Raw genomic sequence first — 13,291 nt, 5'->3', positions numbered from 1 at the left:
AGATTTTAGTCTAAAATGAATGCTTAAAAAAGGAACACGGATGACACAGATTTAAGCGGATTTTTTATTTGGATTACTCGACAGAAGTTATATTTATCAATTTTAAAAAAATCTAAAATCTAAAATCTAAAATCTGCAATCTAAAATTAATTTTATCTCGATTTGAAATAGCCTAATAATTTGGTTACGTAATTCTCGTCAACTCTTGTATTTACAACCCCGGCGCCGGATTTACTGAAAATTTCCTTGAAATAATTGACTCTCTCCTGATAATGTTTCTCGTAATTCATGCGTACCGATTTGGAACCTGTATTTACCAATTGAATTTTTCCGGTTTCGGCATCAAGCATTGTTACCATTCCTAAATTTGGGATTTTTTCTTCACGGATATCGTATACACGAACACCTGTAATGTCGTGTTTTTTAGAAGCAATCTTTAAAGTCTGTTCGTAATTCTCAGACATGAAATCAGAAATCACAAACACAATAGCTTTCTTTTTTTGAGTTCCTGAAAGAAACTTCAGGGCTTGGGCGATATCTGTTTTTTGACTTTTCGGCTCAAATTCGATTAATTCACGAATGACTCTCAAAACATGTGAACGGCCCTTTTTAGGCGGAATGTACAATTCAACATTATCAGAGAATAAGATTAATCCAATCTTGTCGTTATTCTGTGTAGCCGAAAAAGCCATCGTTGCCGCAATTTCGGTTACGATATCTTTTTTAAACTGGCTTTTTGAACCAAAACCTTCAGAACCGGAAATATCAACCATTAACATCATGGTCAGTTCGCGTTCTTCTTCAAAAACTTTTACATGGGCTTCATTATAGCGTGCGGTAACGTTCCAGTCAATGTTACGAATATCATCGCCATATTGGTACTGACGTACTTCGCTAAAAGTCATTCCACGCCCTTTAAATGAAGAATGGTATTCTCCTGAAAAGATATGATTACTCAGTCTTTTGGTTTTGATTTCTATTTTCCGTACTTTTTTTAAAAGCTCTTTTGTATCCATTTTATTTGTTTAAAGTTTAAAAGTTTCAGGTTTCAAGTTCGCTTACGACAACTTGAAACCTGAAACATTAAACAAATTTTTAAGGTACTTCAATCTCGTTTACGATTTTGTTGATAATGTCTACAGAAGTAATATTTTCGGCTTCAGCCTCATAGGTTATCCCAACTCTGTGACGTAAAACATCATGTACAACAGCACGAACATCTTCCGGGATTACATATCCGCGACGTTTGATAAAAGCGTAGCATTTTGCTGCATTAGCTAAATTGATACTTCCACGTGGTGATGCTCCAAAACTAATAAGTGGTTTTAGGTCGGCTAGTTTGTATTTTTCCGGATAACGGGTTGCAAATATGATATCTAAAATATATTTTTCGATTTTTTCGTCCATGTAAACTTCACGAACAGCTTCCTGTGCACGCAAAATTTGCTCAACTGAAACTACCGGATTTACTTTTTCGTAACTTCCTTTTAAGTTCTGACGAATTACAAAACGTTCTTCATCTATTTTTGGGTAGTCAATTACCGTTTTCAACATAAAACGATCGACTTGTGCTTCAGGAAGCTGATAGGTTCCTTCCTGCTCAACAGGGTTTTGAGTTGCAAGGACTAAAAACGGACGATCTAGTTTGAAAGTAGTGTCGCCAATTGTAACCTGCTTTTCCTGCATCGCCTCCAAAAGTGCTGATTGTACCTTTGCCGGAGCACGGTTAATCTCATCGGCAAGGACGAAATTTGCAAAAATTGGTCCTTTTTTAATCGAAAATTCGTTTGCTTTGATGTTGTAAATCATTGTACCAACAACATCGGCAGGTAATAAGTCAGGAGTAAACTGAATACGGCTGAAAGAACCTTGTACAGCCTGTGACAAAGTGTTTATCGCTAAAGTTTTGGCCAGTCCGGGAACACCTTCAAGTAAAATATGCCCTTGCCCTAAAAGTCCGATTAATAAACGTTCGACCATATGTTTCTGGCCCACAATAACTTTGTTCATTTCCATTGTAAGAAGGTCTATAAAAGCACTTTCTCTCTCAATTTTTTCATTTATCGCTCTAATGTCTAAAGTCGTTGTATTTTCTTCCATATAAATATTTTTAAAACCTTGATTTTTATGCCTAACTTTTGAGAGTGCAAATTGAATATTTTTTGAGAAGTAAGATGTTAAAGAATGGTTAAAACTTCGACCAACGACTTAATTTTAAGGACGAATTGTGATTCTATTTTTATATTTTTAAGAACTTTGATGATTATGCTTTATCAGCACATAAATATCATTGAAAATAACATAATAAAAACATGAGCAAAACACTATTGTCACCTATAATTTCAGGTACTATGAATTGGGGTGTTTGGGATAAAAATCTTACAAACAAAGAGATGGAAAGTACGATACAGCTTTGTGTCGAAAATAAAATTACTACTTTTGATCATGCCGATATTTACGGATCATATACTACCGAAGCAGATTTTGGAAAAGCATTTAAAGCGAGTAAAATTTCGAGAGAAAAAGTGCAATTAATTACCAAATGCGGTATTCAGATGATTGCTGAAAATCGTAAAAATAAAATCAAACATTATGATTATTCGAAAGAATATATTATTTGGTCAGTTGAGGAATCCCTTAAAAAGCTAAAAACAGATTATGTAGATGTTTTTTTGCTGCACAGACCAAGTCCTTTGATGCAGGCTGATGAAATTGCAGAAGCAGTTGAAAAGTTGAAATCGGAAGGAAAAATTATTGATTTTGGCCTTTCGAATTTTACAAGTTCTCAAACTGAATTGATCCGTCAGAAAACCGAGGTAAGTTTTAATCAGGTACAATTTTCGGCAACCCATTTTGAAGCTATGACTGACGGAAGTTTTGATTACATGCAAATGCACAAAATCAGACCATTGTCATGGAATCCGCTTGGGACTGTTTTTAGAGAGGATACCAAGAAAACACGACGTTTAAAAAAATTACTTTCTACTCTGGTTGAAAAATATCATTTAGGATCTGATACCCTTTTACTTGCCTGGATTTTAAAACATCCGGCAGGGGTTATTCCGATTGCCGGAACTGTAAACGTGGCCAGGATTCAGTCATTGATTAAAGCGGTAGAATTGGATTTGGATAAAGAAGACTGGTTTGCTATCTGGACTGAAAGCATGGGTAATGATGTGCCTTAGAATAGTAGTGGTCAGTATTCAGTTTTAAGTGTTCAGCTAAAAAATAAACATATAGAAACATAGATTTATTGTTTTGAGAAGGTAAAAATAAATGACAAATCATTTTCACATAGCTATGTGTCTTCATGCAAGTGAAACGCCTTTTTAAGTTTTTAAAACTATGTTTCTATGTGTTAAAACAAAAAACAAACTAAAATATCAGAATGAAAAAAACAGTTTTAATTACTGGAGCTACTAGCGGAATTGGAAAAGCAACGGCTCAGATATTTGCCAGAAATCATTATAAAATTATTATTTGCGGAAGACGTAAAGAACGGTTAATTGAACTCGAAAAAGAACTCTCGGAATATACAGAAGTACATTCTTTAGTCTTTGATGTCCGTGATAAAAACGGCGTTCTTGAAAGTATAAATTCATTACCGGAATATTTTTCTCAAATTGACGTTTTAATAAATAATGCAGGAAATGCTCATGGATTAGACCCAATTCAAAACGGAGATTTGGATGATTGGGATGCAATGATAGACATTAATGTAAAAGGACTTTTGTATGTTTCGAAAGCGATTATTCCTCAAATGACTGAAAGGAAATCAGGGCATATAATTAACATTGGATCAACAGCTGCAAAAGAAGTTTACCCGAACGGTAATGTATATTGTGGGTCAAAACACGCTGTAGATGCAATTACTCAGGGAATGCGAATCGATTTGAATCCATACGGAATAAAAGTGGGAGGTATTCATCCCGGATTGGTTGCTACAGAGTTTAGCGAAGTACGTTTTAAAGGTGATGTTGAGAGGGCTTCAAATGTTTATAAAGGTTTCGACCCATTACAGGCTGGAGATATTGCAGATATAATTCATTTTGTGGTGTCAAGACCGTATCATGTAAATATTGCAGACTTAGTTGTCATGTGTACTGCGCAGGCATCATCAACGATTGTTAAGAAAAATATTTAAATAAAAATTCTTAGATCTTTAAATCTTATTAAGATCTAAGAAATCTAAAAATCCAATAATCTAAGAAGTCTAAAATAAATGATCAATAAACGCCTTTTAATAAAAAACCTGCTTGCACATAATGATGAGAGTAGTTTTTATGATAAAAAAAGGCAGTTAAATTTGCATTCTCGCGAAGGAAAAGGAAAGTTCTTAAAACATATTTGTGCTTTATCCAATTCAAATCCAACCAATAATTCTTATATCGTTGTTGGGGTTGAAGATCAGGACAATGAAATTGTGGGAGATGATTTTTTTGATGATAGCCGAATTCAGAATCTGGTAAATGCCTTTCTTGAAAATCCTCCTAAGATTCAATATGAAAATGTACCTTTTCCAAATCTTCCAAAAGACAAGGTGATTGGATTGGTAACCATTAAACCCAAAAGTAAAATATCCTATTTCAAAAAAGGAATCCATACCATTCTGGCTAATAGTGTTTTTATAAGACGTGGCAGTAATTCGGTTCCGGTCGAAGGTGAAATCGAAAAAAATTACCAGAATACTGAAACGGTTATCGGCATCGAGAATAGTTCCCGAAACAGTATTCAATACACACTTGACGGGGTATTCGATTTTATGAATTTCAGACATAAAGATATGTCGCCTAAATATCGTGTTTTTAAAGAATTGTTTGTAATCTGCTGGGCTGGTGTACCTAAAAAATCGAGAGATAAAACCTTTCTTTCCCGTGTTGATATTGAATTAATCAATGAGCAGATCAAACTTTTTTATTCGGCTCAGGATGTGGTTACGATTGTATTTGATGATGATAGTTTTACTATAACAGAGTATGTTCCGCTAGGATTAAATGATAAAACCAGTTATTATCCTTTAGAAAAACAAACATTGCATTTTTTTGATAATGGCTATTATAAAATTGATCGTGAAATGCTTTTTCAGCCTCCGGAATTCAATAAACGAATGTTGTTTCATATTTACAATTCGAATATAGCATTGCTTCAAAAATTGCAAAAAGGATTTCCTTTGTCAAACCGTGAATCTAAAGATTTAGAAAACCTTCCTTCAACTTTTATGATTTGTTATTTAAATGGTTTTGATGATGCCAAGCAAAAACTGATTGATGCCAAATTGCTTTTAAAACCATTTGGGCAAGTATATTTATCGTTTAAAGAAGCATTACGAATTTTGAGAAAAATGAAATATGATTTTCAGGAAGGTTCAAAGTAACAAAGGTTCTAAGGTTTTTCTGTAGAGGTACACTGCAGTGTGTATAACTTTGGCTGAATTATTTCTATTTAAATTTCAAATATTTATTGATCTTCTCATACGGAAATAAAAGTTCTTTTGGTCCGTCGGCATACGAAGCAGCTTCGTATGAATTGTAATATAAGAGAAGACCTTCATCTGTATAAAAAATATTTTGGGGCAATTGAAAGGTGTCTTTTTCGAACATCAAACCAGTTACGTTTATATTTGCTTTGGCTGGAATTTTATATTTGTTTCGGAATTCTTTTTCGGCGAAAGCCTTAAATTCTTTTTCGTTTTTAAAAAGCTGATCACTAAAAATGATTTTTCCTGTTTTAGGATTGAATAGTAAGGAACGGAATCCCTGATAGCCGTGTGCACCGCCTGTAAAAGTATAATGGTCGAGTTTAATGTTTAAAATTTGACCTGATTGGTATTCGACATTTCCTTTGATTTTTGCTTCCCAACCAAATGTTTCGCCTGGAAATTTTTTATGCATTTCTTCGTATGAAGTAATAAAAGAAGCAGCAAGACTGTTGTAATCTTTTGCTTCAGACGGTCTTTCTCCAAAATAAACAATTTCCTTTAAAACGCTTAATATTTTTTTATTGATGCTGTCTGCTACTACAGGAATATTTTTTGCTACAGGAATATCGATTGTAATTTGAGGACAATCTGTTTTGCAGGGTAAGGCAGATTTTTTCTTAAATGTTTCATTCTTAAATGAAAGCTCTTTGTTACAGCTAATGAATATCAAAAACAAAAAGACTAAAAAAATATGCTGTTTCATATCTAAAAGTGTTAATTATATACAAAGGTAAGAAGTTGCATCAGGATTAGAATAAATTAAACGGTAAATTTGTACAATATTCAAGTATTTAAAAACTGTAACTATATGAAATTCAATACTAAAGTAATACACGGTGGTCAACATCATGATCCAACTACGGGAGCAGTAATGCCTCCGGTTTATCAAACTTCAACTTATATTCAGACAAGTCCAGGGCAGCCTTTGGGTGATTATGAGTACAGCAGAGCATCAAATCCTACCCGTACAGCATTAGAAAATGCTTTGGCAAGTATCGAAAATGGAACACGTGGTTTGGCATTTTCATCGGGTCTCGCTGCGACAGACTGTATTTTGAGAGCATTTAAAGCTGGAGACGAGGTAATTGCCATGGATGATTTATATGGCGGAACTTACAGAATGTTTACAAGAATTTATAAAGATTCCGGAATTAAATTCCATTTTGTTGATATGACAGATATCACAAAATTAAAGTCTTTGATTAACGAAAATACAAAATTGGTTTGGATTGAAACTCCTACGAATCCGTTAATGAAACTGGCAGATATTGAAGAAGTTGCCAAAATTACCAAAGAACATAAAATTTGGCTGGCAGTTGATAATACTTTTGCAACTCCCTATTTGCAAAAACCACTTGATTTAGGTGCTGATATCGTGATGCATTCGGCTACAAAATATTTAGGAGGACACTCTGATGTTATTGCCGGCGCATTAATTGTAAATGATGAAGCCTTAGGAGAGCAATTGCATTTTCAACAATTTGCAACCGGAGCCACACTTGGTCCTATGGATAGTTTTTTGGTTTTAAGAGGAATAAAAACACTTTCTCTCAGAGTTCAAAGACATTGTGAAAATGGAGAAAAAGTAGTTGAATATTTAACCAAACATCCAAAGATAAAAACGGTTTATTATCCGGGATTAAAAAACCATCCGTTTCATGATATTGCCAAAAAACAAATGAAGGCTTTTGGCGGAATGGTTTCTTTTACTTTTGTTTCAGGAAAAAAAGAGGATTCAATTGCATTTTTAGAAAAGCTGAAAGTATTTACTCTTGCAGAATCTTTAGGAGGAGTGGAATCTTTAGCAAATCACCCTGCTTTGATGACCCATGCTTCAATTCCGGCTGATAAAAGGGCGGAAGTAGGTATTACGGATGATTTGGTTAGACTAAGTGTTGGTATCGAAGATGCAGAAGATTTAATAGCTGATTTAGAACAGGCATTAGCATAAAAAAGCAAAACCCCAATTTGTAAGAATTGGGGTTTTTGCTTTATTGATATTTTAATATTTTAGAATTCTAAATAGTGTGAGTATCCTAAATTAAACCAAACTTGTGAATCATTTGACTTGTTTTCTTTGTAAAGATCTCTATTAGTATTTAAACCGTCAATCCAATCTGAGTTGAAAGCCTGATAGCGTACTTCAAAGATTAAATCATTCATTTCATTTAATTTATAATGAACTCCAACCCCAAGAAGAGCTGAAATTGTAACGCCGCTTTCTGTTGAAAAACCATATTGATGTCCATCTGAAGGGATAAGATATTTATCTGGAGTTGTGCTTACTAATCCTAAAGGACCGAGTGAAGAATTGGCTTCGGTGTTATAATAACTTGCCATAACTCCAAGGGTAAAATATGGGTATAAACTGCCGACGTGGTTTTCGAAATCGTGGATAGGTATAAATGGTGAAAATTCTAATTGAGAACCTATATTAAGTAAGGTAGTTTTGCCACTCATGGCCTTGAGCTTTTCCTTAGTGACGGATGGTTTTCCTTCTATCCATTTTCCAAAATGCTGAAAATTAAGTTTGTTAAAGGAAATTTCAGAACGAATTTTAAAATGTTCATTAAAATAACCTCCATAAGAACCGGAAGAAAAGTTTAAATAATGAATTACTCCGATTCCAAATCCGGCATTCCCTACGTTTGTTGAAAAATCATGTCTTTGACCATAGTCTGACTGAAAAGTAACAGGACCAAATATTACACCTATCTCATGAGCTAGCTGTGCATTTGTTGTTGTGGTAATACCTAATATGGCGAAAAATGTAAGGGCTATCTGCTTGAACATGAGTTTTTGTGCTTTCAAATATGGAACAAATATATAAAAAACATAGACTATTTAAAATAATTAATTCTCTAATTAAAAAATAAGTACCAATATACTTAAAATGATAAATATAATTAAGGTTTTTTGTTGGAAAGAAATAGTTGTGAAAGCAGATTTTAATTTTGTTTGGAAAATATATAATTCGAATAAAAATGTTATAAAAATCGTCATTAAATTATGATTTTGATATACCTTTGTTTTGAATAACGAAAACGTTTTCTTGGATGTATTTCCTTGTTTGATAGGAACAAATATTGGTTTGTTTTAAATAATTATTTCAAAAAATGATGGAACAAAAAATAAATGAATTTATGGCTCTTGTGGAGTCAAAAAACCCAAACGAACCTGAGTTTCTTCAGGCTGTTAGAGAATTTGCAGAAACAGTAATTCCATTTATTGCAGAACGAAAAAAATACGATGGAAAAAACTTACTTCTTAGGATTGCTGAACCGGAACGCTCTATAATATTTAGAGTTCCATGGGTTGATGATAAGGGAGAAATTATTGTAAACAGAGGTTTTAGGATTCAGATGAACTCCGCAATTGGACCTTATAAAGGAGGGATTAGATTTCATCATACCGTAAATTTATCAGTTTTAAAATTTTTGGCTTTTGAACAGGTTTTTAAAAATAGCCTGACAACACTTCCGATGGGTGGTGGAAAAGGAGGTTCTGATTTTGATCCCGAAGGTAAATCAGATGGTGAGGTAATGCGTTTTTGTCAATCATTTATGACCGAATTGTGTCGTCATATCGGACCAGATTTAGATGTTCCTGCAGGAGATATTGGTGTAGGTGCAAGGGAAATTGGTTATTTATTTGGTCAGTATAAAAGAATAAGAAATGAATTTACCGGTGTTTTGACCGGAAAAGGAATTGCTTACGGAGGCTCGTTAATAAGACCTGAAGCCACTGGATATGGAGTGGTTTATTTTACGGATCAAATGTTACGCACTATTGGACAGGAAATTAAAGGAAAAATAGTGTCAATTTCCGGATTTGGAAATGTTGCATGGGGTGTTGCTTTAAAAATAAATGAATTAGGAGGGAAGGTAGTTACAATTTCCGGACCTGATGGTTATATTTATGATGAAGAAGGAATCTCAGGAGATAAAATTGAGCATATGCTTGAAATGAGAGCAAGTGGTGATAACAGAGCTGAGGCCTATCTTAAGAAATATCCAAAAGCAGTTTTTCATAAAGGTAAAAGTCCGTGGGAAGTAAAAGTTGATATTGCTATTCCGTGTGCTACTCAAAATGAATTAAATGGGGATGATGCTAAAAAGCTTATCGATAATGGCGTCTTATGTGTGACTGAGGCTGCAAATATGCCATCTACATTAGATGCAATTAAACTATTTTTAGATAATAAAGTATTATTTGCACCCGGGAAGGCTGCAAATGCAGGTGGTGTTGCTGCATCAGGTCTGGAAATGACACAAAATTCAATTCGTTTAAATTGGACAAGTGAGGAAGTAGATTTAAGATTAAAAGATATAATGGTTGGGATTCATAATCAATGTAAAAAATACGGTATGGGAAAAGATGGTTATGTTAATTATGTAAAAGGAGCGAATATTGCAGGGTTTGTTAAAGTAGCTGATGCTATGCTTGCTCAGGGAGTAGTGTAAATTTTACTATAAATTTAAAAATGCCTTCATTCATTCTTTTTTGGAATAGAATCGAAGGCATTTTTATTTGTTTTTTATTCAGGAGTTTAGATGATAGTTTCTTTAAATGCTTAGTTTAAATTTTAGATTTTGAAAAGAACTTTAATTTTTTGCAGAACAAAATTCAAATACTTTCGTTTGTATTATATTTGTGAATCTGAATCTTCTAAATAATGAAAAAAAGTTTTTTATACATTTTATTTTTAATAATTTTTCAAAACAGTTTTTCGCAAAATAAATTGTCCTGGCAGGGCTATTTTTCATATAACGAAATCAAAGATGTCTCTGAAGCTTCAAATACTGTATTTGCTGCATCTGAAAATGCCCTGTTTTCTAAAAATTCGACTACAAACATTATCAAAACTACAACAACTGTTGATGGGCTATCAGGACAAACAATATCCACAATATATTATAGTGAAGCCTCTAAAAAAACTTTGGTAGGATATGAAAATGGTTTAATGATTGTGATAAATGAAAAGGATGGCAGTATGTTGAAAGTTGTAGATATTATCAATAAGCAATTGCCGTCTAATCTAAAAAAAATAAATCATTTTATGGAATATAATGGATTGATTTATGTTTCCTGTGATTTCGGAATTGTTCAGTTTAATTTAACCACTTCACAATTTGGAGATACTTATTTTATTGGTGATGCCGGAGCCGAAATTAGTGTAAAACAAACTACTTTCTTTAGCGGTTTTATTTATGCCGCCACTTCAAACGGAATAAGAAAAGCAGTCATTACCAATGTAAATTTGGTTGATTATAATCAATGGTCTGTCGTAAATACAGGTGATTGGTCAAGTATAGAAACTTTAGATTCAGAACTTATTGCGATTAATTCGGCTGGATATATTCATCGTTATAATTCAAGTGTTTTTGTTGGGTTTTTTCAACTTCCTCAATCTTCTATAGATATGCGGGCCAAGAATCATAATTTATTTATTACAACACCAAGTGCAGTTTTTGTTTATAATAACAAAATGGTTTTGAGTCGTCAAATTAGTAATACTCAGGTTTTAGATAATAGCTTAAGCTTTACTTGTACCACGGCTATTGATGATGTAATCTATATAGGTACCAAAGGAAATGGTTTGTTTAGTTCTTCTCTGTTAAATACTGGTGTTTTTGAGAATAATACACCAAGTGGACCTTTAAGAAATAATATTTTTTCAATAGATGCGGCTTCAAATCAAACCTGGGTAGTTTATGGGGATTATAATTCATCTTACAATCCGTATCCTTTAGATAGTTATGGAATTAGTAAATATAGCTCATCGGGATGGCTTAATATTCCGTACTCAGAAGTTTTCGATGCTAAATCAATAACTCGAATTATAGTAAATCCAAACAATGAAAATCAGGTTTATGCCAGTTCTTTTTTTTCCGGATTGTTGAAAATTGAAAATGATATTCCGTCTATTTTGTATAACGAGAAAAATAGTGGCTTGGAAACGTTAACATTTCTCGGACCTAATTATATTGATGTTCGTATAAACGGAACTGCGTTTGATAAAACAGGAAATCTTTGGATAACCAATACAATGGTTAAAAACGGATTGAAAGTTTTAAAAACTAATGGAGAATGGCAAAGTTATTCTATGGTTAATATTCTTGAAGATGCTGAAAATACCAGTTATGCGGATATCGTTATTGATAAAAATAATACAAAATGGATAGCAAATAATAGGAATGGAGTTATTGGTTTTAATGAAGCATCAAATACATATAAAAAAATAACCATGGGAACTGATACAGGGAATTTACCAATTTATGATGTGAGAGCCCTGGCAATAGATACTAAAAGCCAGCTCTGGATAGGGACAACAAAAGGTCTTCGTGTTTTATCAAATACCGGAAGTTTTCAATCGGATACGCAGCTAAAAACGAATCCGATTATTATAATCGAAGATAATTTAGCACAGGAATTATTATATGAGCAATTTATTACTTCAATTGTAGTTGATGGAGCTAATAATAAATGGATTGGAACTGTTGATTCTGGAGTTTTTATGGTTTCATCAAATGGACAGGAAACAAAATATCATTTTACTATAAACAATTCGCCACTTCCAAGTAATATTATAAATGATATTAAAATTAATGCTACTACGGGGGAGGTTTTTATTGCAACCAATAAAGGAATGATTTCTTTTAAAGGAACTGCTACAGAAGCAAATGAAAATCTGAACAATGTATATGTTTATCCAAATCCGGTACGCCCTGCTTATTCGGGAACTGTAAAAATTGCCGGATTGATTGATAAAGCTAATGTAAAAATTGCTGATATAGAAGGGAATTTAGTTTATGAAACGACATCAGAAGGTGGGACAATAGAATGGGATACTACCGCTTTCGGTAAATATAAGGTAGCTTCAGGCGTATATATGATTTTCATTTCAGCACAAGATGGAAGTGAGACGAAAGTTAAAAAAGTAATGATAATTCGTTAGTTTTTGGCTATTCATATTCAAATTACATTCGGTAAGAAGTTTAACAATCTAACAATATAATTTTGCTGATCAAAACTAAAGCAATTGTAATTTCATCATTAAAATTTCAGGAAAAAAGCCTGATCGTTAAATGTTTTACACTTTCAAATGGTCTGAAATCCTACTTTGTACGTGATGCTTTTTCTAATCGGAAAGCCAGTCAAAAAATTGCTTACTTTCAGCCCTTGTCAATTCTAGAAATCGAAGCGGTTCATAAAAATAAAGGAACCCTGGAAAATTTCAAAGAAATAAAAACAGCAGTTCCTTTCCAAAGCATACATACTGATCTTGTGAAAAGTACGATGGTCATGTTTCTGTCCGAAATGCTCCATTATTCCATTCAGGAAGAAGAGAAAAACGAATCTCTTTTTGTTTTTCTCGAAACTGCCCTGACTTGGTTGGATAATCATGATGAGATTTCTAATTTTCACTTAATACTACTTTTAGAAACTACCAAATATTTAGGATTTTATCCGGATGTTTCAGAAATCAATTTACCATTTTTTGAAATGAATGATGGTGTTTTTACACTTTTCCATGGTTTGGGTTCGTTGACTGAACATGAAACCAATTTATTAAAAAAACTGATTGATTTAAAATTTGATAATGTTCAAAAAGTTTTTCATGTTATTGAAAGACAAATATTGCTAAAGATCTTAATTGACTATTATAGTTTTCATTTGGATGGTTTTAAAAAGCCAAAATCACTGGAAGTTTTGAGGGAAATATTTTCTTAAAATAGAAGCCTATTTTTATATATTTGCGGAGTGATTTTTTATTAAGGACCTAATAAATTTAATTCTTTGATTTGACTT

General features: G+C 32.9%; 11 protein-coding genes. 7 read left to right on the top strand and 4 right to left on the bottom strand.

Annotated features, from left to right (window positions below; all coding sequences use genetic code 11):
* Nucleotides 1-152 precede the first annotated feature (152 nt).
* Entirely contained in the window at nt 153-1,016 is an 864-nt protein-coding gene (locus PMI10_RS09450; protein ID WP_007807097.1) for a DUF58 domain-containing protein, read from the bottom strand.
* Nucleotides 1,017-1,095: 79 nt separating this feature from the next.
* On the bottom strand, nt 1,096-2,100 hold the full coding sequence (locus PMI10_RS09445; RefSeq protein WP_007807095.1) for an AAA family ATPase: 1,005 nt from the start codon (nt 2,098-2,100) through the stop codon (nt 1,096-1,098).
* A gap of 212 nt (nt 2,101-2,312) precedes the next feature.
* Between PMI10_RS09445 and PMI10_RS09440 the strand changes: the two genes are divergently transcribed.
* From PMI10_RS09440 to PMI10_RS09430, 3 genes are all read left to right on the top strand, one after another.
* Nucleotides 2,313-3,185, top strand: a complete 873-nt coding sequence (locus tag PMI10_RS09440; protein ID WP_007807093.1) for an aldo/keto reductase — start codon at nt 2,313-2,315, stop codon at nt 3,183-3,185.
* Between the two features lie 203 nt (nt 3,186-3,388).
* The gene (locus tag PMI10_RS09435) at nt 3,389-4,144 is read left to right on the top strand and encodes an SDR family NAD(P)-dependent oxidoreductase (RefSeq protein WP_007807091.1); all 756 of its coding nucleotides are present in this window, start codon (nt 3,389-3,391) and stop codon (nt 4,142-4,144) included.
* A 78-nt stretch (nt 4,145-4,222) separates the two neighbouring features.
* Nucleotides 4,223-5,374: an ATP-binding protein gene (locus PMI10_RS09430; protein WP_007807089.1), complete on the top strand. Its 1,152-nt coding sequence runs from the start codon at nt 4,223-4,225 to the stop codon at nt 5,372-5,374.
* Nucleotides 5,375-5,438: 64 nt separating this feature from the next.
* On the opposite strand, the gene PMI10_RS09425 is transcribed toward PMI10_RS09430, so the two are convergent.
* Complete coding sequence (locus PMI10_RS09425; RefSeq protein ID WP_007807087.1) at nt 5,439-6,182, bottom strand: DUF3298 and DUF4163 domain-containing protein; 744 nt, start codon at nt 6,180-6,182, stop codon at nt 5,439-5,441.
* Between the two features lie 105 nt (nt 6,183-6,287).
* Here PMI10_RS09425 and PMI10_RS09420 point away from each other — a divergent pair, with 105 nt between their 5' ends.
* Nucleotides 6,288-7,430 carry a cystathionine gamma-synthase gene (locus PMI10_RS09420; protein ID WP_007807086.1) on the top strand — a complete coding sequence of 381 codons (1,143 nt, stop codon included), beginning with the start codon at nt 6,288-6,290 and terminating at the stop codon, nt 7,428-7,430.
* Nucleotides 7,431-7,489: 59 nt separating this feature from the next.
* Here PMI10_RS09420 and PMI10_RS09415 read toward each other — a convergent pair whose 3' ends face one another.
* Nucleotides 7,490-8,272, bottom strand: coding sequence for a THC0290_0291 family protein (locus tag PMI10_RS09415; RefSeq protein ID WP_007807084.1), 783 nt, complete (start codon nt 8,270-8,272; stop codon nt 7,490-7,492).
* Nucleotides 8,273-8,598: 326 nt separating this feature from the next.
* Here PMI10_RS09415 and gdhA point away from each other — a divergent pair, with 326 nt between their 5' ends.
* From gdhA to recO, 3 genes are all read left to right on the top strand, one after another.
* On the top strand, nt 8,599-9,942 hold the full coding sequence (gdhA, locus tag PMI10_RS09410; protein WP_035631645.1) for an NADP-specific glutamate dehydrogenase: 1,344 nt from the start codon (nt 8,599-8,601) through the stop codon (nt 9,940-9,942).
* Nucleotides 9,943-10,154: 212 nt separating this feature from the next.
* Nucleotides 10,155-12,437 carry a type IX secretion system anionic LPS delivery protein PorZ gene (locus PMI10_RS09405; protein ID WP_007807081.1) on the top strand — a complete coding sequence of 761 codons (2,283 nt, stop codon included), beginning with the start codon at nt 10,155-10,157 and terminating at the stop codon, nt 12,435-12,437.
* 62 nt (nt 12,438-12,499) lie between these two features.
* Nucleotides 12,500-13,213, top strand: coding sequence for a DNA repair protein RecO (recO, locus tag PMI10_RS09400; protein WP_007807080.1), 714 nt, complete (start codon nt 12,500-12,502; stop codon nt 13,211-13,213).
* Nucleotides 13,214-13,291 lie beyond the last annotated feature (78 nt).

Source organism: Flavobacterium sp. CF136, from assembly GCF_000282055.1.
In the GTDB taxonomy this organism is placed as follows: Bacteria; Bacteroidota; Bacteroidia; order Flavobacteriales; family Flavobacteriaceae; genus Flavobacterium.
Note: the sequence above shows the minus strand (reverse complement) of the source record. Positions and strands in the feature narration are given on the sequence as shown.

Excerpts from the sequence above, each read along its gene's own strand:
- PMI10_RS09450 (WP_007807097.1), bottom strand. The coding sequence starts at position 1,016 with ATGGATACAAAAGAGCTTTTAAAAAAAGTACGGAAAATAGAAATCAAA.
- PMI10_RS09445 (WP_007807095.1), bottom strand. The coding sequence starts at position 2,100 with ATGGAAGAAAATACAACGACTTTAGACATTAGAGCGATAAATGAAAAA.
- PMI10_RS09440 (WP_007807093.1), top strand. The coding sequence starts at position 2,313 with ATGAGCAAAACACTATTGTCACCTATAATTTCAGGTACTATGAATTGG.
- PMI10_RS09435 (WP_007807091.1), top strand. The coding sequence starts at position 3,389 with ATGAAAAAAACAGTTTTAATTACTGGAGCTACTAGCGGAATTGGAAAA.
- PMI10_RS09430 (WP_007807089.1), top strand. The coding sequence starts at position 4,223 with ATGATCAATAAACGCCTTTTAATAAAAAACCTGCTTGCACATAATGAT.
- PMI10_RS09425 (WP_007807087.1), bottom strand. The coding sequence starts at position 6,182 with ATGAAACAGCATATTTTTTTAGTCTTTTTGTTTTTGATATTCATTAGC.
- PMI10_RS09420 (WP_007807086.1), top strand. The coding sequence starts at position 6,288 with ATGAAATTCAATACTAAAGTAATACACGGTGGTCAACATCATGATCCA.
- PMI10_RS09415 (WP_007807084.1), bottom strand. The coding sequence starts at position 8,272 with ATGTTCAAGCAGATAGCCCTTACATTTTTCGCCATATTAGGTATTACC.
- gdhA (WP_035631645.1), top strand. The coding sequence starts at position 8,599 with ATGGAACAAAAAATAAATGAATTTATGGCTCTTGTGGAGTCAAAAAAC.
- PMI10_RS09405 (WP_007807081.1), top strand. The coding sequence starts at position 10,155 with ATGAAAAAAAGTTTTTTATACATTTTATTTTTAATAATTTTTCAAAAC.